This is a genomic window from Citrobacter sp. RHB35-C21, assembly GCF_013816515.1.
In the GTDB taxonomy this organism is placed as follows: domain Bacteria; phylum Pseudomonadota; class Gammaproteobacteria; order Enterobacterales; family Enterobacteriaceae; genus Citrobacter; species Citrobacter braakii.
On record NZ_CP057148.1, the window covers coordinates 13,768 to 33,957 of the forward strand.

Consider the following 20,190-nt stretch of genomic DNA (forward strand, 5'->3'; position numbering starts at 1 on the left):
CAGTGGCTTCTGTTTCTATCAGCTGTCCCTCCTGTTCAGCTACTGACGGGGTGGTGCGTAACGGCAAAAGCACTGCCGGACATCAGCGCTATCTCTGCTCTCACTGCCGTAAAACATGGCAACTGCAGTTCACTTACACCGCTTCTCAACCCGGTACGCACCAGAAAATCATTGATATGGCCATGAATGGCGTTGGATGCCGGGCAACCGCCCGCATTATGGGCGTTGGCCTCAACACGATTTTCCGCCATTTAAAAAACTCAGGCCGCAGTCGGTAACCTCGCGCATACAGCCGGGCAGTGACGTCATCGTCTGCGCGGAAATGGACGAACAGTGGGGATACGTCGGGGCTAAATCGCGCCAGCGCTGGCTGTTTTACGCGTATGACAGGCTCCGGAAGACGGTTGTTGCGCACGTATTCGGTGAACGCACTATGGCGACGCTGGGGCGTCTTATGAGCCTGCTGTCACCCTTTGACGTGGTGATATGGATGACGGATGGCTGGCCGCTGTATGAATCCCGCCTGAAGGGAAAGCTGCACGTAATCAGCAAGCGATATACGCAACGAATTGAGCGGCATAACCTGAATCTGAGGCAGCACCTGGCACGGCTGGGACGGAAGTCGCTGTCGTTCTCAAAATCGGTGGAGCTGCATGACAAAGTCATCGGGCATTATCTGAACATAAAACACTATCAATAAGTTGGAGTCATTACCAGCGACTTCATTGAACTTCTTACAAATGGTGTAAAGAGTTACGTTAGAAAGAGCATAGTTACGGGAAAACTGACGGGCAAAATTGGCACTCTTGGCCTATCGCTCAGCGCCTGGTTAATGCGCGCACCAGTGTTCCAGAGCTTCGACAGCAGCATTTTGTGCTAAAGATCCGGGCCGTAGTAAGCTCACTTCCACCGCCAGCACGGCAGGGTAATCGATGACCACCGGCTACTGAGCAACCGAGACTGTCTGCAGTACGAGTATAATGATTCCAGTTATCAGGATACATCTCTGTCTGTTGATATGTTCAGCGCTGAAGCAATGATTTCCCGGTTTTCCTCACTACGCCAGTTTCCGAAATAGTCCACCTCCTGGCACAGGGAACGGTGTGCTGCCTCTATAAGGTCAGACACTCTCTGAAGAGCATTCTGTAGCTGCTGCGCTGATATACCTCTTGGCACATCATGCTCATCCACCCCGTTACGGTGCACAAGGTCGTTTCGCCAGTCTGCAATAATGTCCAGCGGCTTAACCGGCCAGACGGGCGGAGTATGCAGCACGGCGCTGAAATAGCGCTCAATGGTTTTAACGTTATGAAACGTCATTCGGGAAACATAATTGCGTGCGGCGGGCCTGAACATATCAAGTTCCATCTCACGCACAGACTGCTTTTTGTTTTTTTTGACGCGTTCTGAATTCAGGTAATATTCATCCCTGAAGCGTTTAAGAGGCCAGTCATGTTCCAGCAGAGCCCTGGCGCAGTACATCAGGTATGCTTCCATGACAGTCACTGCATGGACGAAAGACATCCTGTACACCAGTTCTGGCTGCTCTCTGTCGAGCAGGGCATGTAGCTTCTGCAGCTCCTGTCTTGCGTGCCGGTGACGCTGATGAACATCGTTCAGGGAAACCACGAACAGTCCATGTTCATGATCCCACTGAGCCTGATCAGCAAGCGCCTCCTGCTCCCAGTAATACAGGTTCGCGGCCTCCTCCCATGCTTCAGACTCAGGGACAATATCCGGGTAATTTTCCTCAAGCCATTCATTAAATCGTTCCGCTTCAATATCAATCATCATGTCTTTCATATGAGAAATCCCGCCTTCTATTTCTGTTGATCAGCTGCAGCTGCTTTTACGATGGCGTCTATTGCCTTTTCAACCGAAAACGGTCTCAGCTCACCGTTGCTCAGCTGGACCTTATAGCAGGGATGTGACACCCAGCGGCCATTCGTAAAACGAGGTTCATTCTGAACCGTAAAATGTTTAATCAGACGACCGTTCAGTTCCCAGCCCGGACAACTGTCACAATAGAGGGTGAACAGTTCCTTCAGCTCTTCAAAATAGTCACCTTCTGAAATGATCCCGACAGCTTTCACGTCAGGTCGTTGATCCATGTAATAGCCGCGGGCTTTCTGTTTTGATGCAAATTCCTTCTGACCAATCTTCACCGGTATTGAACGTCCCATTCTGAACTCCTTTGTGTTTAGCTGACAAATAGTCACTCGCCACAACCAGTTTCACGACATTAACTCTTCTCATCATCATGACGGATTATTTTCCAAGCCGTGATTATTTCTCACCTGATAACAAGCAGCCATATAACCACGTAGTTAAATTACCGGGTCCCCGTTTTCACCTGATCCAACTTTCTATAATTTAACGGATTTCCGGAAGTGTACCACGCACACGAAATAACCATATCGCCCTTTTATGGTGGTGAGCGGCCGGTCACGGGGCAGGGGAAGGACACAACATATAGCGTCACAGCCAGCTGAGAACACCGCTACATCTTGTGTTGCCGGGCCGCAGCGCGCCGGAGGCCGGAAAGCAGATCCGGGACTCACAGAAATCGGATCTGCGAGTGAAAAGAAGGGAATTAATACAAAAATAGCAATAATCATTTATTATTGTTGCCACATAGGCACTATTGTTCAGGGTGCAATAATCATCATCTTCTGTTGCTGAATTCCGCACATCTGAAAAATATGCCGACCGCGCTCATTCGTCACCAGTTAAATGCGGCCGGGATTCAGATCAAAGATTGATTAACCGGTGACGGAAATAAAATGAAGCCGGAACGCGATCGCCCTACTATAAATGATATTATTAAGCCTCCGGGCATTCATCAGCGTCTTAATAAAGGTATCAGGAATGTATCCCGTATTTGAGAATGGATCCTGCTGGGTCAAGGTGGATTTTCACCTGCATACCCGGGCAGATAAGGAATTTCGCTATGCCGGAGAATCCGACAGATATATTCGCGACTACGTCAGTGCCCTTAAAGGGGCGGAAGTGGGCGTCGGTGTGATCACCAATCACAATAAATTTGATCCCGGCGAGTTTAAGGCACTGCGTAAAGCCGCGCGCCGTGAAGGCATGGAACTGCTTCCCGGCGTGGAGCTGTCCGTTAATGATGGCCAGTCCGGTGTGCACACGCTCGTGGTGTTTGCTGATGAGTGGTTCATCAATCCGCAGCAGACAAACCATATTGAAAGTTTCCTGACGGCCACGTTTGCGGGCGTTGATAATTTTGAGAACGAAAATGCCCGTTCAACAGAAAATATCACACAGACCATCCAGCGCCTTGACCGGTACGAACGGGATTACTTTATTGTGTTTGCCCACGTGGAGGCCCATAACGGGTTATGGGGTGGGCTGAGCCCTGGCAGGATCGGGGAGCTTTTTGATAACGAGCTCATCCGCCGGCGCGTGTCGGGATTTCAGAAGGTGATGACCCATGACCTGCGGGTCAAAATTCATGGCGTGCTCGGTAAGCGCTATCCTGCTGAAGTCCAGGGATGCGATGCCAAAACGCTGGATCATATTGGTGCCAGAAAAGCCGCCAGCTATCTGAAACTGGGTCATTACAGTTTTGAAGCTGTCCGCTTTGCGCTCCAAGATTTTCCCCATCGCGTAAGCGTGGAGAAACCGGCTCTGATCCACAGCCATATCCGCCAGATAGCATTCGAGGGAGCCGGTTCGCTCGGTGGAACCGTGGTGAAATTATCTCCGGAACTGAACACCCTGATTGGGATCCGCGGCAGCGGCAAATCCTCCATACTTGAAGGGATCCGTTATGCCCTGGACATTCCGTTTGGTGAGAAGGCTTCTGACCGCGATTACAAAGAAAATCTGGTCAGTAATTTACTCAAAAGCGGAGGGAAAATTACCGTAGACGCCGTGTGCCGTCTCGGGCGGGCCTATCAGATAACTCGCATTTTCGGCCAGGAGCCGCAGGTCATTTTTGACGGTCAGCCCACGCAAGGTGTCGCGCTCCGGGAAACGGTTCTGCACAAGCCGGTGTATTTTGGCCAGAAAGATCTCTCCAATACCGGCGCGGGATTTGAATACGACCTGATTGAAAAACTGGTCGGGGAGCGTCTGGCCGCCGTGCGGAACAAAATCCGGCAGCAGAATGAAGTCGTCCTCGACAGGTTACGCGAGTATCGTCGTCTGAAAACATCAGGAGAAACACTCGCCGAATGGCAGGCGAAAGAGAAGGATGCACAGTTCCGCCTGCGCTTTTATTCCCAGCACGGTATGGAAGAAAAACTGGCGCGTCAGACCACCTTCGGACGGGATGAGCGCTATCTCAGCAGTACCACTGAACGGGCAACCCGGGCGCTGGACAGTCTGCAGGACGGGATCAGGGAAACTCTCGATGGGCTGAAGCAGGAGCAGAAATATGAGTCAGCGCATAACCAGGAAGACATTGATGATTACTGTGCGGGATATGATCGCTTCACGGCCCACCTCGGTTCCCTGAACACCATCGTAGACGGCGCCCGCCGGCTCCTCACAGAACTCGATACGAAGCAGCAGGCTTTTCTGGAGAAAAAGCTGGCGCTGACGGAGGAATTTGCCGAAATAGAGCGTGGCCTGGCTGAAGAGCTGCGGCTGGCAGGTGTGGAAAAAGCCGATCCGGCTGACTTTCTGAAGCTGAAGGCCGAGCTGGAACTTGCGGAACAGAAAATTGACGAGCTGACCCGGGCTGAAAGCAGTCAGGCGTTACTGGAGAAAAGTCTTACAGAGGCGCTGAGCCGATTGTATGAACTGTGGGTGGAAGAATATAAGGAAATTGAAGCCGTGTTGGCCGGCATCAGCCAGGCCGACTCGCCCCTGAAGATCGTGGCGTCTTTTGCAAACGACAAAAAAGCCATGCAGGCCGTTCTGAAAGAGGCCTTTACCGGCAGCCGGCTGCGGGAAAGTACCTACCAGACCGTGGCTGACACCTTCAGAGACTTTGGTGAACTCTGGCTGAACAGGGACAAACTCCCGGGGATTATCAGCGGCTCTGCAGAGACATTCAGCGAGTATCTGAAACAGCAGATTGAATCGCTGATTGCCTGGCAAATACCTAATACCTACTCCATTGAATTCCGGGGCAAACCCCTTGAACAACATTCGCTGGGTCAGCGCGCCTCAGCTTTAATGCTGTTTGTTCTGAATCAGCAGGATAATGATGTGGTGATCATCGATCAGCCCGAAGACGACCTGGACAATCAGACAATTTATGACGACGTGATTAAAATCATCCGGGCGATGAAACCCCGTACGCAATTTATCTTTGCCACTCACAATGCCAATATTCCAGTGCTGGGAGATGCAGAGAATGTCTGTGCCTGTGAATACTCAGACGGAAAGATCCAGGCTGCCGGTGGAGGCGTGGATGCCCCTCTTGTACAACAGCACATTATTTCAGTGATGGAGGGAGGACGGGAGGCATTCGAGCGACGCAGGGAAGTTTACGGTTCATGGCTAAGTAAAACCTGATGCCATCTGGTTTTACTTACCGTAAAAAAAAGCCGCATATGCGGCTTTTTCAATTTCCGGTTATAACACAACCCGTAATACAGATTTTACAGGGAATGCAGAAAGTGTAAAAATAACACTCTTTTAAGATTTTGTGTATTATTAATTCATGGAAATCTTAAACACCCGAAACGAGACAATTATTACAACCGTAAGTCATGCATCAAATGCCCATGTTCGACACAAAAGCGCTGAGCACACTGAAACCGTTCTGCTCAAGTTCACACTCCGGCAGGCCTGACGGAAACTGAGCCAAAATGTCGTTATCAGATGAGTGCCCAGCTCACGGCCTAGGTAATCATACTAATACATATAATTGACTCATTTTCATTTGACATCCAAAATTTCATTCATTATATCATTACCAGAAGATGCATACTTACCATATCGCCTCTTCATATGATCACAAGCATCTCTAACCTTTCGTCTTATAATATGCTCAGGTTTATCTTTATTATTCATTCTGACTTCATTTGCAATATCAATTAAATCTTTAGGCATGTAATATGTAGAGTCGATATTGAAAAACAAAGGTAAAGTTCTCCTGTCATCTTTTTTTATATTATGCCTAATGGTACTAAATGAAAGCATTACTGATATAAAATTTAATGACATCAATGGAGAAGACGGAGGGTTTTTAATTTTCTCTCTGATATCACGTCTTATCATCCAAGCCAATTTATCTGTTGTCAACCACCAGTGTTTATAACCTAATTCAGAAGAGGTTTCCTTTCTTCTCTTCCCAATAACCCCAAGGTAATTTTCAACATCATTTCTAATTAAAATATCAGTTACGTGGGGCTCTGTTTTTCTATCTGAATTAACATTTGATCTTCTGGTTTCATGTGCTCTTCTCCACATTGACTCTATAGAAAATCGTACATCTTCATCAACTTCCTGACTAGCATCATACAATGACTCAACTTGAATTTTAAAAAATCTATTCAAATAATCTGTCATATCGTCGAACTTTCTTTCTTCACCATGAAACAACTCGATGAAAGAAGAAAAATCCGATGGGTTATGCCCTTCCTCAAGATAATGATAATATAAAAATGGAATTCTACCGCTCCATTCTGAAGTTAAAGTTCGAGAACAATGCTTCGACAAATTGATATGCTGTATTATTTCATCTACAACACCTTCAGTTACTTTTAATTTAATTCCACTATCATTTAAAAGAAGTAAGGTTTCAGTGAATTTTTTTGTTTTTTCATCTTTGTAAATTGATTCAACCAAAAGAGGGAGTACAATCGTGGTATCCAACCAAATAGTTCCATAACTAAATATTTTCCTTGTAACCTTTTGAATATCAGGCGTTTCTTTCAAAAATGAAAATAATGTATATATGTCAGAAGCTTTCTTTAAATGCTGAATTATTACTCTAGACCTAGAGTTTAATATGTGTGAAATTACATTTAGAGCTATATCAGGAAAGTCAGGAAGGTTAAAACCCTCTTGATCTATCTCTTCAAAAATACAATTTTTAAGCTCACTTTCATTTTTCACAATGATACTTTCTTTTATCACAGATAAAGCAAATTCCTCTCCTGAATTAAATAGAAATCTATCTAACACTTTTAATATCTTAACTGTTAAAAATTCAATAGTATCATCACTTACATCTCCATCTGACACCTCATTAACGATTAATGCACTAACCTCTTTATTAAAAATACTCTCTTCAACCTTATTTTTCTCTAAGTTAATCTCTATCCTCTGTATTTCCTCATAGGACAAGCAAAACTCATCATCCTTATCCCAAATTTTAACAATTGAGTTTTTCTTATCCGTTTTATTTACCAGTTTTGACAATGCAGCATCAGCATACTTTACAATATCTTCTTTGTTTGTTGTTGGTAGATAATTCATAATAGTTTTATGAATGTCAACTCTTTTCATTCTGTTACTGCTGTTTGTATTTCTTAACGCAGCTCTAACTAAAGACTCAAACGCTATTTTTGTTAATCCCTTACCATTATCCTCATTGCTCCATTGCAAACCAAGAAACGTTAAAGCAGCCTTAGCTTCAACGCTGCTTAACTTATTAGGTTCAGTTTCAATTAATTTTAAATCTTCTAAAACTGGCCTTCCCACGGCATCAAAAAGCCTTTTAGCTGCTACTGAATAAACTTCATCAGACTCAAATCTTTCTAAAAACCAGTTTGCATCTCGTATATCCAAGTAAATATTATCCAACATGCAGGCTGCTTTTATCTTATCGCCTTTCGCACCAATTACTATATTTGTGCAGTATATAACAAGAGTAACCTCCTTGAAATTATCCTTTAATTTTTTTACGGTTCTTTTTATTTTATCTTCATAATTATCAGTAACAGAATATTGAATTGCAATATGAGAAACACCATTAGGATTAAATATTTCAGAATCTCGACCTCCATCACCAGATGGTGAAGCCATGGTTCTTAATCCTGCAAATTCAACCGATAAAAAACTAGAGCTTAATTCTTCAAATCGTTCCCAGTCAGATTTTTTTAAGTTACTTAATGATATGGAAAATTGATCTCTATTCATATTTTATTTCCTTTCTTTTTATAATTAAATATGTATGATTCTTATCACCATAAACTAGTGAGTCGGATAGGGAGCATCCCCATCAGGCACGCACTGAATTCGTTACTTCCTCAAGTTTAAGTATCATTAAACCGATTGGCGAAGCACTAAGTTTTCAGTCCTTCGCCACAGCTCACTGGCGTCTGGCACGAAGAATGGAACATTGTGCGTTCCGCCGCCGGAGCCGTGAGCTGATTGCCAAGTGGTTACATCTGGATTACTACCAAAAGCGGCACCTGCCTCAACAAATTTATGAATCCTCTGAGGATCCTCTTCGATAGAGAAAGCATGCTTTAAGCTTGGGTGATAATCAAAACCTTTAATATTATCAATAGATAATACTGCTATAAGTAAAGTGTGGCGATGACATTCCGAGTGATCGCACGGAAAACTGACCCAGAAATCGGGAGACCAGTCACCAACGCATGCAGGATTCACATGCCATTCCCAACCAGCAAGGTCAAAAAAGGCTGCCCATCGTGCTTCCAGCGCTGTTTTGAACTGTAGTCCTTTGTAAATTGCACCCATTATTGAGACTCCTGTTTATCATAGTGGTTAATAGCCTGACCCTGACCCCGAATATGCTCCAGTCATAATCAGGAATAACCGGCCTCATGTTGGCTGAATATTCTTGCAACCGACAGACTTCTCGGCAAATTCAGATGGCGTCATCCAGCCCAGCGCTGAATGGGGACGTCTCTGATTATAGTGTATGCGCCAGGCCTCGATTTTGCACCGTGCATCCTCCAGGGACATGAACCAGTTCTCGTTCAGACATTCCTGCCGCAGCCTGCCATTAAACGACTCCACAGTGGCATTGTCCGTCGGTGTTCCCGGGCGTGAGAAGTCTATACGGATCCCTCGTTCATATACCCATTTGTCCAGCATTTTCCCTGCAAATTCAGAGCCATTATCGGTTTTCAGTAATTGTGGTAATGACCCTGACCCCACGAAAGCCTGCAGGGCATCCGCTCTGGAGGGCAGTTCAATACAGTCACCATGCTGTGGGTTAATTTCTTCGTCAATGGCTTCGTTGTAACGCATGCGAAGCCGCCACCCCTTCATCGGGAGAGAGTTCTGTATGGCCAGCACCATCCCTTCCGGCGACAGCAGTTCACGAAGGGTGTAGCAGGCCCCGATCCGGGTCGAGTCCCGCAGCCACATCACGGGGTATTCACTGACCAGCTGGTCATACACGCATTCTGCCGTATGGAAGTAATTCTCATCCGCCCTGCATAAATCACACATAATCCATCCTTTACTGTGAAATCCCGCCTGCCATCATTCATTTTTAGCAGTCCCCGTCACTGTTAAAAAAAGGAGGGGCTAAGCCCCTCCCTGATTATAAAAAGCCTTCCACGGTAATGGTGCCAACTTACTGATTTAGTGTATGATGGTGTTTTTGAGGTGCTCCAGTGGCTTCTGTTTCTATCAGCTGTCCCTCCTGTTCAGCTACTGAAGGCGTGGTGCGTAACGGTAAAAGTACTGCCGGACATCAGCGCTATCTCTGCTCTCACTGCCGTAAAACATGGCAGCTACAGTTCACTTACACCGCTTCTCAACCCGGTACGCATCAGAAAATCATTGATATGGCCATGAATGGCGTCGGATGTCGCGCCAGTGCACGCATTATGGGCGTTGGCCTCAACACGGTTTTACGTCACTTAAAAACTCAGGCCGCAGTCGGTAACCTCGCGCATACAACCGGGCAGTGATGTGATTGTCTGCGCTGAAATGGACGAACAGTGGGGCTACGTCGGTGCTAAATCACGTCAGCGCTGGCTGTTTTACGCGTATGACAGGATACGGAGGACGGTTGTGGCGCACGTATTCGGTGAACGCACTCTGGCCACGCTGGAGCGTCTTCTGGGCCTGCTGTCGGCCTTTGAGGTCGTGGTATGGATGACGGATGCCTGGCCGCTGTATGAATCCCGCCTGAAGGGAAAGCTGCGCGTTATCAGCAAGCGTTACACTCAGCGCATTGAGCGACATAACCTGAATCTGAGACAACATCTGGCAAGGCTGGGACGGAAGTCACTGTCGTTCTCAAAATCGGTGGAGCTGCATGACAAAGTCATCGGGCATTATCTGAACATAAAACACTATCAGTAAGTTGGAGTCATTACCCCTTCGCACATATCGGTAAATAGCTTGCCTGCTTTTATTTTTTCTGTCATCGACATGTTCATTTTTAACATTCCGTCCTGATAAGTTGGTCGGATAAGGCGCTCGCGCCGTATCCGACATTAATTTCTTAAGCGACTTCATTCACCTGGCGACGCAGCAGAGAAAGTGGGCCGGGGCCGCTAAGCGTGAACACGGAAATTAAGGTGAAGCCCAGCGCCACCAGACCCAGCACCAGGTAAGCGCCCTGGAAACCGATGCTTTCATACATATTGCCCGCCAGAATAGACATAAAAATCATCGCCAGTTGCTTAAAGAAGCAGAAACAGACCAGATAAATCGTCGCTGAAAAACGCACTTCAAACTGGCTGGTAATATATTTAAAGCAGCCCACCAGCAGGAACGGTACTTCAAACATATGCAGCGTTTTCAGAATAACCACTTCCAGTGCTGAGGTAGCGAACGATGAGCCAATAATACGTACTGACATAATAGTGCCAGCCAGCAGCAGGGCGTTTTTCCCACCGATGCGATTAATGATCAGTGGCGCAAAAAACATAATCGAGGCGTTAAGTAATTCGCCCATTGTCGTTACGTAGCCAAATACCCGCGTACCCTGTTCACCGGTAGCAAAGAACGAAGTAAAGAAATTAGCAAACTGTTGGTCAAAAACATCGTAGGTGCAGGAAACGCCAATAACATACAGTGACAAAAACCACAGTTTTGGCTGTCTGAACAGTTCCAGCGCCAGCTTAAGGCTAAATGCCGAATGGTTGGCACCTACCGCATTGGCAACCGTGGCAGAAGAGGGCGCATCCGTTTTGGCGAAAAAGAGTAAAACGGCGAGGATGAATGCACAGCCAGAACCCAGCCAGAAAACAAACTGATTATTGATGGTGAACATGATGCCGACAATCGAGGCACACAGCGCCCAGCCAACACAGCCAAACATCCGCGCGCGACCATATTCGAAATTACTGCGACGGCTGACTTTCTCGATAAATGCCTCTACTGCTGGCGCACCGGCGTTAAAACAAAAGCCTAGATAAATACCACCAACAATCGATCCTACTAAAATGTTGTATTGTAACAGTGGCCCGAAGATAAAAATAAAGAACGGCGCAAACATCACTAACATGCCGGTAATAATCCACAGCAGGTATTTGCGCAGCCCGAGTTTGTCAGAAAGCAGACCAAACAGCGGTTGGAATAATAGCGAGAACAGAGAAATAGCGGCAAAAATAATACCCGTATCACTTTTGCTGATATGGTTGATGTCATGTAGCCAAATCGGGAAAAACGGGAAGTAGGCTCCCATGATAAAAAAGTAAAAGAAAAAGAATAAACCGAACATCCAAAAGTTTGTGTTTTTTAAATAGTACATAATGGATTTCCTTACGCGAAATACGGGCAGACATGGCCCGCCCGGTTATTATTATTTTTGACACCAGAGCAACTGGTAATGGTAGCTACCGGCGCTAAGCTGGAATTCCGCCGACACTGACGGGCTCCAGGAGTCGTCGCCACCAATCCCCATATGGAAACCGTCGATATTCAGCCATGTGCCTTCTTCCGCGTGCAGCAGATGGCGATGGCTGGTTTCCATCAGTTGCTGTTGACTGTAGCGGCTGATGTTGAACTGGAAGTCGCCGCGCCACTGGTGTGGGCCATAATTCAATTCGCGCGTCCCGCAGCGCAGACCGTTTTCGCTCGGGAAGACGTACGGGGTATACATGTCTGACAATGGCAGATCCCAGCGGTCAAAACAGGCCGCAGTAAGGCGGTCGGGATAGTTTTCTTGCGGCCCTAATCCGAGCCAGTTTACCCGCTCTGCTACCTGCGCCAGCTGGCAGGTCAGGCCAATCCGCGCCGGATGTGGCGTATTGCTCGCCACTTCAACATCAACGGTAATCGCCATTTGACCACTTCCATCAATCCGGTAGGTTTTCCGGCTGATAAATAAGGTTTTCCCCTGATGCTGCCACGCGTGGACCGTGGTAATCAGCACCGCGTCGGCAAGCGTATCTGCCGTGCACTGCAACAACGCTGCTTCGGCCTGGTAATGGCCCGCCGCCTTCCAGCGTTCGACCCAGGCGTTAGGGTCAATGCGGGTCGCTTCACTTACGCCAATGTCGTTATCCAGCGGTGCGCGGGTGAACTGATCGCGCAGCGGCGTCAGCAGTTGTTTTTTATCGCCAATCCACATCTGTGAAAGAAAGCCTGACTGGCGGTTAAATTGCCAACGCTTATTATCCAGCTCGATGCAAAAATCCGTTTCGCTGGTGGTCAGTTGCGGGATGGCGTGGGGCGCGGAGGGGAGTGTCACGCTGAGGTTTTCCGCCAGACGCCACTGCTGCCAGGCGCTGATGTGTCCGGCTGCTGACCATGTGGTCGCGTTCGGTTGCACTACGTGAACCGTTAGCCAGAGTTGTCCGGCGCTCTTCGGCTGCGGTAGTCCAGGCAGTTCAATCAACTGTTTACCTTGTGGAGCGACATCCAGAGGCACTTCACCGCTTGCCAGCGGCTTGCCATCCAGCGCCACCATCCAGTGCAGGAGCTCGTTATCGCTATGACGGAACAGGTATTCGCTGGTCACTTCGATGGTTCGCCCGGATAAACTGAACTGGAAAAACTGCTGCTGGTGTTTTGCTTCCGTCAGCGCCGGATGCGGCGTGCGGTCGGCAAAGACCAGACCGTTCATGCAGAACTGGCGATCATTCGGCGTATCGCCAAAATCACCGCCGTAAGCCGACCACGGATTGCCATTTTCATCATATTTAATCAGCGACTGATCCACCCAGTCCCAGACGAAGCCGCCCTGTAAACGGGGGTACTGACGAAACGCCTGCCAGTATTTAGCGAAGCCGCCAAGACTGTTACCCATCGCGTGGGCGTATTCGCAAAGGATCAGCGGGCGCGTCTCTCCAGGCAACGAAAGCCATTTTTTGATGGACCATTTCGGCACAGCCGGGAAGGGCTGGTCTTCATCCACGCGCGCGTACATCGGGCAAATAATATCGGTTGCGAAGGTGTCGGCTCCGCCGCCTTCATACTGTACCGGGCGGGAAGGATCGACAGATTTGATCCAGCGATAGAGTGCGTCGTGATTAGCGCCGTGGCCTGATTCATTCCCCAGCGACCAGATGATCACACTCGGGTGATTACGATCGCGCTGCACCATTCGCGTTACGCGTTCGCTCATCGCGGGTAGCCAGCGCGGATCATCGGTCAGACGATTCATTGGCACCATGCCGTGGGTTTCAATGTTGGCTTCATCCACCACATACAGGCCGTAGTGGTCGCACAGCGTGTACCACAGCGGATGGTTCGGATAATGCGAACAGCGCACGGCGTTAAAGTTGTTCTGCTTCATCAGCAGGATATCCTGCACCATCGTCTGCTCATCCATGACCTGACCATGCAGAGGATGATGCTCGTGACGGTTAACGCCGCGAATCAGCAACGGCTTGCCGTTCAGCAGCAGCAGACCATTTTCAATCCGCACCTCGCGGAAACCGACATCGCAGGCTTCTGCTTCAATCAGCGTGCCGTCGGCGGTGTGCAGTTCAACCACCGCACGATAGAGATTCGGGATTTCGGCGCTCCACAGTTTCGGGTTTTCGACGTTCAGACGTAGGGTGACGTGTTCGGCATAACCACCACGCTCATCGATAATTTCACCGCCGAAAGGCGCGGTGCCGCTGGCGACCTGCGTTTCACCCTGCCACAAAGAAACCGTCACCCGCAGCTCATCGCGCAGCTCGCCGTACATCTGAACGTCTGCCTCCAGTACAGCGCGGCTGAAATCATCATTAAAGTGAGTGGCTACATGGAAATCGCTGATTTGCGTGCTCGGTTTATGCAGCAACGAGACGTCACGGAAAATGCCGCTCATCCGCCACATATCCTGATCTTCCAGATAACTGCCGTCACTCCAGCGCAGCACCATCACCGCGAGGCGGTTTTCTCCGGCGTGTAAAAATGCGCTCAGGTCAAATTCAGACGGCAAACGACTGTCCTGTCCGTAACCGACCCAGCGCCCGTTGCACCACAAATGAAACGCCGAGTTAACACCATCAAAAATAATTCGCGTCTGGCCTTCCTGTAGCCAGCTTTCATCAACATTAAATGTGAGCGAGTAACAACCCGTCGGATTCTCCGTGGGAACATACGGCGGATTGACCGCAATGGGATAGGTCACGTTGGTGTAGATAGGCGCATCGTAACCGTGCATCTGCCAGTTTGAGGGGACGATGACAGTATCGGCGTCAGGAAGATCGCGCTCCAGCCAGCTTTCTGGTACCGCTTCTGGTGCCGGAAACCAGGCAAAGCGCCATTCACCATTCAGGCTGCGCGACTCTTGGGAAGGGCGATCGGTGCGAGCCTCTTCGCTATTACGCCAGCTGGCGAAAGGGGGATGTGCCGCAAGGCGATTAAGTTGGGTAACGCCAGGGTTTTCCCAGTCACGACGTTGTAATACGACGGCCAGTGAATCCGTAATCATTGTCATAGTTGTATCCTGCGTGAATTGTTATCCGCTCACATTTTCGCATAACATACGAGCCGGACACATAGAGTGTAAAGCCTGGGGTGCCTAATGAGTGAGCTGACTCACATTAATTGCGTTGCGCTCACTGCCCGCTTTCAAGTCGGGAAACTTGTCGTGCCAGCTGCATTAAGGAATCGGCCAACGTGCGGGGAGAGGTGGTTTGCGTATTGGGCGCCAGGGTGGTTTTTCTTTTCACCAGTGAGACGGGCAACAGCTGATTGCTCTTCACCGCCTGGCCCTGAGAGAGTTTCAGCAAGCGGTCCACGCTGGTTTGCCCCAGCAGGCGAAAATCCTGTTTGATGGTGGTTAACGGCGGGATATAACACGAGCTGTCTTCGGTATCGTCGTATCCCACTACCGAGATATCCGCACCAACGCGCAACCCGGACTCGGTAATAGCGCGCATTGCGCCCAGCGCCATCTGATCGTTGGCAACCAGCATCGCAGTGGGAACGATGCCCTCATTTAGCATTTGCATGGTTTGTTGAAAACCGGACATGGCACTCCAGTCGCCTTCCCGTTCCGCTATCGGCTGAATTTGATTGCGAGTGAGATATTTATGCCAGCCCGCCAGACGCAGACGCGCCGAGACAGAACTTAATGGGCCCGCTAACAGCGCGATTTGCTGGTGACCCAATGCGACCAGATGCTCCACGCCCAGTCGCGTACCGTCTTCATGGGAGAAAATAATACTGTTGATGGGAGTCTGGTCAGAGACATCAAGAAATAACGCCGGAACATTAGCGCAGGCAGCTTCCACAGCAATGGCATCCTGGTCATCCAGCGGATAGTTAATGATCAGCCCACTGACGCGTTGCGCGAGAAGATTGTGCACCGCCGCTTTACAGGCTTCGACGCCGCTTCGTTCTACCATCGACACCACCACGCTGGCACCCAGTTGATCGGCGCGAGATTTAATCGCCGCGACAATTTGCGACGGCGCGTGCAGGGCCAGACTGGAGGTAGCAACGCCAATCAGCAACGACTGTTTCCCCGCCAGTTGTTGTGCCACGCGGTTGGGAATGTAGTTCAGCTGCGCCATCGCCGCTTCCACCTTTTCCCGCGTTTTCGCAGAGACGTGGCTGGCCTGGTTCACCACGCGGGAAACGGTCTGATAAGAGACACCGGCATACTCTGCGACATCGTATAGCGTTACTGGTTTCACATTTACCACCCTGAATTGACTCTCTTCGGGTGCTATCATGCCATACCACGAAATGTTTTGCGCCATTCGGAGGGGGCACGCCGAAGTGAGATTCAAAATGCCGACGTCAGTTCACAGGTGGGTAATGATACCAACGTGTTGATTTCGTATTTTCACTGACACCAGGATCATCCTGATGTTACAAGGATTGAATGACTACAGATTAAAATAGTCATCAACAGGTTGACAGCATTACCTGGTTTTAGTCCGGTCTGCCGTCTTCTGAAAACGACAGACACATGTAAGATTATCCGCTGCCTGGCAGAAGGAGACTTTGTGAAAACGCTCATGGTGTGTATTTATACGATCAGAAGGCGTTATATTTTTTCCTGATTGACGCGGTACGAAAGTTCCTGATGACTCTCTTTTCGTTCGCTGTAGCGATCTGCAAGGTAGCTGGTTTGTCCCCTGAGCAGCAACGTAATTTTAAACAACTCCTCTGCGACATCTACGATACGGTCGTACCATGAGGACGGCTTCATCCTTCCGTTCTCATCAAATTCCTGCCAGGCTTTCGCCACCGAGGACTGGTTGGGAATTGTGAACATCCGCATCCAGCGGCCCAGAATGCGCATCTGGTTCACGGCATTGAAGGACTGCGAACCGCCGCAAACCTGCATCACTGCAAGTGTCTTGCCCTGCGAAGGACGAACCGCGCCTTCACTCAACGGTATCCAGTCGATCTGCGCCTTCATCACCGCGCTCATAGCCCCGTGCCGTTCCGGCGAGCTCTACACCATCCCGTCACACCATCTGACCAGCCCGCGTAGCTCGGAGACTTTAGGGTGCGTATCCGGGGCATCATCCGGCAGGGGTAAACCGGAGGGGTTAAAGAATTTCACCTCCGCGCCCATCGCCGTCAGCAGGCGACCTGCTTCCTCCGCGGCAAAGCGACTGTAGGAGCGCTCCCTTACTGAGCCATACAGGATCAGAATCCGTGGGGGCTCCTGCAGGTGCAGACGTTCGGCAATATGTTGATCAAAACAGTCAGTATTCAGGGCTGGAAATTGTTCCATTTTTCTCCACCGGAGAGAACAGGTGATTTTAAAGTTAATATATATGATCTAACATATGTGTATTCTAAAGGGAACGGAGTGAAAAATGCTACAACCTGTTCAGCTTTTCAAAATCCTGTCGGATGAAACACGGCTAGCCATCGTCATGCTTCTCCGTGAGTCCGGAGAATTGTGCGTCTGCGATATCTGCGTTGCCACCTCCGAATCGCAGCCCAAAATTTCGCGACATATGGCTATCCTTCGCGAGGCTGATCTGGTTCTTGACCGTCGGGAAGGCAAATGGATCCACTATCGTCTGTCACCCCATATTCCGGCGTGGGCAGCAGAGACAATCACGACGACCTGGCAGTGTCTGCGCGAGGATGTACGTGAATGGCTGGACAAATCAGCCTGCACCTCCTGCTGAGGCAGGAAAACATATTTACAAAATCATATATGATGGGGTCTGAGATGCTTTTGGCAGGGAGTATATTTTTACTGACGCTGGTACTGGTGATCTGGCAACCCAGAGGCCTGAGTATTGGCTGGAGCGCGAGTATCGGGGCTGTGCTGGCGCTGGGAACCGGTGTCATCCATATCTCTGATATTCCCGTTGTCTGGAATATCGTCTGGAACGCGACAGCGGCATTTATTGCGGTCATCATCATCAGCCTGCTGCTCGATGAGTCCGGCTTCTTTGAATGGGCCGCACTGCACGTCTCCCGCTGGGGTAACGGACGTGGCCGCCTGCTGTTCACCTGGATAGTCTTGCTCGGTGCCGCTGTTGCTGCTTTGTTCGCCAATGATGGCGCCGCGCTGATCCTGACGCCGATTGTGATTGCGATGCTGCTCGCACTGGGGTTCAGCCAGGGCACGACACTGGCCTTTGTCATGGCTGCAGGATTTATTGCAGATACGGCCAGCCTGCCACTCATTGTTTCTAACCTGGTGAATATCGTCTCGGCGGACTTCTTCGATCTGGGCTTTACGCAGTACGCCTCCGTTATGATCCCCGTGGATGCGGCAGCGATTGCGGCCACGCTGATCATGCTGCATCTCTTCTTCCGCAGGGATATTCCGGCAACGTATGACGTTTCGCTGCTGAAGACGCCTGCCAGTGTGATAAAGGATGCGGCAACGTTCAGGGCGGGCTGGATTGTCCTGTTATTGCTGCTTGTCGGTTTCTTCGTTCTGGAGCCGCTGGGGATCCCTGTCAGCGCGATAGCAGCTGCTGGCGCAGCAGTACTGTTTATCGTGGCGAAAAGAGGTCATGGCATCAACACAGGGAAAGTCCTGCGCAGTGCGCCATGGCAGATCGTGATTTTTTCGCTGGGCATGTACCTGGTGGTCTATGGCCTGCGCAATGCCGGGCTCACGGAGTATCTGTCTGGTGTACTGAACCTGCTGGCAGAAAAGGGGTTATGGGCAGCAACGTTCGGCACCGGCTTCCTGACCGCGTTCCTGTCGTCGGTGATGAACAATATGCCGACGGTGCTGATTGGCGCGCTGTCGATTGACGGGAGTACGGCGACTGGCGTCGTCAAAGAGGCAATGATTTATGCCAACGTGCTTGGCTGCGATTTAGGCCCGAAAATCACCCCGATTGGCAGTCTGGCAACCCTGCTTTGGCTGCATGTGCTTGCCCAGAAAAATATAACGATCACCTGGGGTTATTACTTCCGCACGGGCATTATCATGACTCTGCCCGTGCTGTTTGTCACTCTGGCCGCGCTGGCGTTGCGGCTTTCCATCACTTTGTAATGAGATAAAGATATGAGCAACATTACCATCTATCACAACCCGGCCTGCGGCACTTCACGCAACACGCTGGAGATGATCCGTAACAGCGGTAACGAACCGACCATTATTTATTATCTCGATACGCCACCGACCCGTGATGAGCTGATTAAACTTATTTCAGATATGGGAATTACGGTGCGTGCATTGCTGCGTAAGAATGTTGAGCCTTATGAACACCTGGGCCTTGATGAAGAGAAATTCAGTGATGAGCAGTTGATTGATTTTATGCTTCAACATCCGATCCTGATTAATCGGCCGGTAGTCGTTACGTCGCTTGGCACTCGTCTTTGCCGCCCTTCAGAAATAGTGCTGGATATTCTACCTGAAGGTCAGAAAGGAGCGTTTACCAAAGAGGACGGCGAAAAGATCATTGACGAAACGGGGAAGCGGGTTAAGTAACCTGTTTTTTTCGTCTCATTTTTATCGTATTCGGGTGTCTGTCTGTACCATGCAGACGCTCGCTTTTTGTAATGCCAGCTAAAGAAACAGGCTTAACGTAGGATATTTTCCGTTTGCCAAGCGGCCCCCATATTGAATGGCTGACGGTACTGGATTTCGATGAGATAAAAATAGACCGTATTTTTATTGCCAATATTGATGACCCGGTGAAGCGAGCGCTACTTGTTTCTGTGGTGAAAGGGTTACGTGGTACTGGCAAACCACTGGTGTTTGTAGGGGTGGAAACGCCAGGACAGTTTGAATTCGTCCGTTCTCTTGGCCTCGGTTACCTAGTTCAGGGCTGGTATACCGGAAAACCCGAAACAATATCTGCGATGAATATTCAGGGTTAAAACGATACGGGGCCCGGCCCGTATCGGCAACCCGACCCGTCAGCGTATCGCTTTCTGTCTGAAGCCGGTTCAGGTCGGCTTCTATCTGCGCGATGCGGCGGGAGATTTATTCAGAACGACTGCCGAAGTTCATCCGGCGAAGCTTATCCAGCTGCGCCTGCAGATGGTCTATTTCGCGCTCCCGGTCGGCCTGCTTTTCCAGCAGGGCGCGGTTCAGCGCTTCCTGTTCGGACAGGCGCTGTTTCAGCAGAAGGATGTCGTCAGGGGGAGGTGTTGTTCATAAGCCCGCATTTTACCAGGCTTATTCAACGACAACCAGGATAAAGAGGCCTACAACATGGTCAGGGACGTAAGCAGTCTTTTAGGCTGCCGCCAGTCGATGCCTTCCAGAAGCATTGCCAGCTGCGCCGGGGTCAGGAACACTTTGCCATCGCGGGCAGAGGGCCAGGCGAAGCGGCCGCGTTCCAGCCGTTTGGTCAGCAGGCACAGCCCGTCGCCGGTGGACCACAGCAGTTTGACCTTACTGCCGCTGCGGCCCCGGAAGATGAAGACATGGCCGGACATCGGGTCATCTTTCAGCATCGCCTGCACCTTTGCGGCGAGACCATTGAAGCCGTTGCGCAT

At 49.7% G+C, this 20,190-nt stretch carries 15 protein-coding genes and 6 pseudogenes; 7 read left to right on the top strand and 14 right to left on the bottom strand.

Annotated elements, in window-relative coordinates; all coding sequences use genetic code 11:
* The first annotated feature begins 2 nt into the window (after positions 1 to 2).
* Positions 3 to 700 (top strand): IS1-like element IS1B family transposase gene (locus HVZ39_RS24970; RefSeq protein ID WP_095033700.1). Its coding sequence is split into 2 segments (ribosomal slippage): positions 3 to 252 and positions 252 to 700, totalling 699 coding nucleotides; the frame shifts between segments, so codons are not numbered across the junction.
* Positions 701 to 993: 293 nt separating this feature from the next.
* On the opposite strand, the gene HVZ39_RS24975 is transcribed toward HVZ39_RS24970, so the two are convergent.
* Together HVZ39_RS24975 and HVZ39_RS24980 are read right to left on the bottom strand one after the other, a co-directional pair.
* Positions 994 to 1,803, bottom strand: a complete 810-nt coding sequence (locus tag HVZ39_RS24975) for a hypothetical protein (protein ID WP_000654269.1) — start codon at positions 1,801 to 1,803, stop codon at positions 994 to 996.
* A 17-nt stretch (positions 1,804 to 1,820) separates the two neighbouring features.
* Positions 1,821 to 2,183 carry a hypothetical protein gene (locus HVZ39_RS24980; RefSeq protein WP_000533745.1) on the bottom strand — a complete coding sequence of 121 codons (363 nt, stop codon included), beginning with the start codon at positions 2,181 to 2,183 and terminating at the stop codon, positions 1,821 to 1,823.
* 685 nt (positions 2,184 to 2,868) lie between these two features.
* Here HVZ39_RS24980 and HVZ39_RS24985 point away from each other — a divergent pair.
* A complete protein-coding gene (locus HVZ39_RS24985) occupies positions 2,869 to 5,490 on the top strand; it encodes a TrlF family AAA-like ATPase (protein ID WP_016156502.1) in 2,622 nt (873 codons plus the stop codon).
* Positions 5,491 to 5,856: 366 nt separating this feature from the next.
* Here the strand turns inward: HVZ39_RS24985 and HVZ39_RS24990 are convergent, their stop codons facing one another.
* The 4 genes and pseudogenes from HVZ39_RS24990 to HVZ39_RS25005 all read right to left on the bottom strand — a co-directional run.
* On the bottom strand, positions 5,857 to 8,064 hold the full coding sequence (locus HVZ39_RS24990) for a hypothetical protein (RefSeq protein ID WP_016156503.1): 2,208 nt from the start codon (positions 8,062 to 8,064) through the stop codon (positions 5,857 to 5,859).
* Positions 8,065 to 8,190: 126 nt separating this feature from the next.
* Positions 8,191 to 8,631: a hypothetical protein gene (locus HVZ39_RS24995; protein WP_016156504.1), complete on the bottom strand. Its 441-nt coding sequence runs from the start codon at positions 8,629 to 8,631 to the stop codon at positions 8,191 to 8,193.
* Positions 8,632 to 8,715: 84 nt separating this feature from the next.
* A pseudogene (locus HVZ39_RS25000) lies at positions 8,716 to 9,039 on the bottom strand (integrase core domain-containing protein); the annotation flags it as partial.
* 24 nt (positions 9,040 to 9,063) lie between these two features.
* Positions 9,064 to 9,351: pseudogene (locus HVZ39_RS25005) on the bottom strand (hypothetical protein); the annotation flags it as partial.
* A 167-nt stretch (positions 9,352 to 9,518) separates the two neighbouring features.
* Between HVZ39_RS25005 and HVZ39_RS25010 the strand changes: the two are divergent.
* Positions 9,519 to 10,215 (top strand): IS1 family transposase gene (locus tag HVZ39_RS25010; protein WP_223228875.1). Its coding sequence is split into 2 segments (ribosomal slippage): positions 9,519 to 9,772 and positions 9,771 to 10,215, totalling 699 coding nucleotides; the frame shifts between segments, so codons are not numbered across the junction.
* Between the two features lie 11 nt (positions 10,216 to 10,226).
* Here HVZ39_RS25010 and lacA read toward each other — a convergent pair.
* The 6 genes and pseudogenes from lacA to arsH all read right to left on the bottom strand — a co-directional run.
* A pseudogene (lacA, locus tag HVZ39_RS25015) lies at positions 10,227 to 10,292 on the bottom strand (galactoside O-acetyltransferase); the annotation flags it as partial.
* Positions 10,293 to 10,357: 65 nt separating this feature from the next.
* A complete protein-coding gene (gene lacY / locus HVZ39_RS25020) occupies positions 10,358 to 11,611 on the bottom strand; it encodes a lactose permease (protein ID WP_003846917.1) in 1,254 nt (417 codons plus the stop codon).
* A gap of 51 nt (positions 11,612 to 11,662) precedes the next feature.
* Positions 11,663 to 14,737, bottom strand: coding sequence for a beta-galactosidase (gene lacZ / locus HVZ39_RS25025; protein WP_016156506.1), 3,075 nt, complete (start codon positions 14,735 to 14,737; stop codon positions 11,663 to 11,665).
* A 121-nt stretch (positions 14,738 to 14,858) separates the two neighbouring features.
* Positions 14,859 to 15,941 (bottom strand): DNA-binding transcriptional repressor LacI, encoded by a 1,083-nt coding sequence (lacI, locus tag HVZ39_RS25030; protein ID WP_024241646.1) that lies wholly within the window; start codon positions 15,939 to 15,941, stop codon positions 14,859 to 14,861.
* A 35-nt stretch (positions 15,942 to 15,976) separates the two neighbouring features.
* Positions 15,977 to 16,059, bottom strand: a pseudogene (locus tag HVZ39_RS26755) (hypothetical protein); the annotation flags it as partial.
* 238 nt (positions 16,060 to 16,297) lie between these two features.
* Positions 16,298 to 16,996: pseudogene (arsH, locus tag HVZ39_RS25035) on the bottom strand (arsenical resistance protein ArsH).
* Between the two features lie 85 nt (positions 16,997 to 17,081).
* Between arsH and HVZ39_RS25040 the strand changes: the two are divergent.
* The 4 genes from HVZ39_RS25040 (at position 17,082) to HVZ39_RS25055 (ending at position 19,566) form a co-directional block, all read left to right on the top strand.
* The gene (locus HVZ39_RS25040; protein ID WP_004206577.1) at positions 17,082 to 17,402 is read left to right on the top strand and encodes a transcriptional regulator; all 321 of its coding nucleotides are present in this window, start codon (positions 17,082 to 17,084) and stop codon (positions 17,400 to 17,402) included.
* A 44-nt stretch (positions 17,403 to 17,446) separates the two neighbouring features.
* Positions 17,447 to 18,736, top strand: coding sequence for an arsenic transporter (locus HVZ39_RS25045; RefSeq protein ID WP_181633731.1), 1,290 nt, complete (start codon positions 17,447 to 17,449; stop codon positions 18,734 to 18,736).
* Positions 18,737 to 18,748: 12 nt separating this feature from the next.
* On the top strand, positions 18,749 to 19,174 hold the full coding sequence (gene arsC / locus HVZ39_RS25050; protein WP_087450602.1) for a glutaredoxin-dependent arsenate reductase: 426 nt from the start codon (positions 18,749 to 18,751) through the stop codon (positions 19,172 to 19,174).
* A 113-nt stretch (positions 19,175 to 19,287) separates the two neighbouring features.
* On the top strand, positions 19,288 to 19,566 hold the full coding sequence (locus HVZ39_RS25055) for an EAL domain-containing protein (RefSeq protein WP_004118253.1): 279 nt from the start codon (positions 19,288 to 19,290) through the stop codon (positions 19,564 to 19,566).
* A 28-nt stretch (positions 19,567 to 19,594) separates the two neighbouring features.
* Here the strand turns inward: HVZ39_RS25055 and HVZ39_RS25060 are convergent.
* Both HVZ39_RS25060 and tnpB read right to left on the bottom strand, forming a co-directional pair.
* Positions 19,595 to 19,847 (bottom strand): annotated as a pseudogene (locus HVZ39_RS25060) (IS66 family transposase); the annotation flags it as partial.
* A gap of 49 nt (positions 19,848 to 19,896) precedes the next feature.
* On the bottom strand, positions 19,897 to 20,190 hold the full coding sequence (gene tnpB / locus HVZ39_RS25065; RefSeq protein WP_016156511.1) for an IS66 family insertion sequence element accessory protein TnpB: 294 nt from the start codon (positions 20,188 to 20,190) through the stop codon (positions 19,897 to 19,899).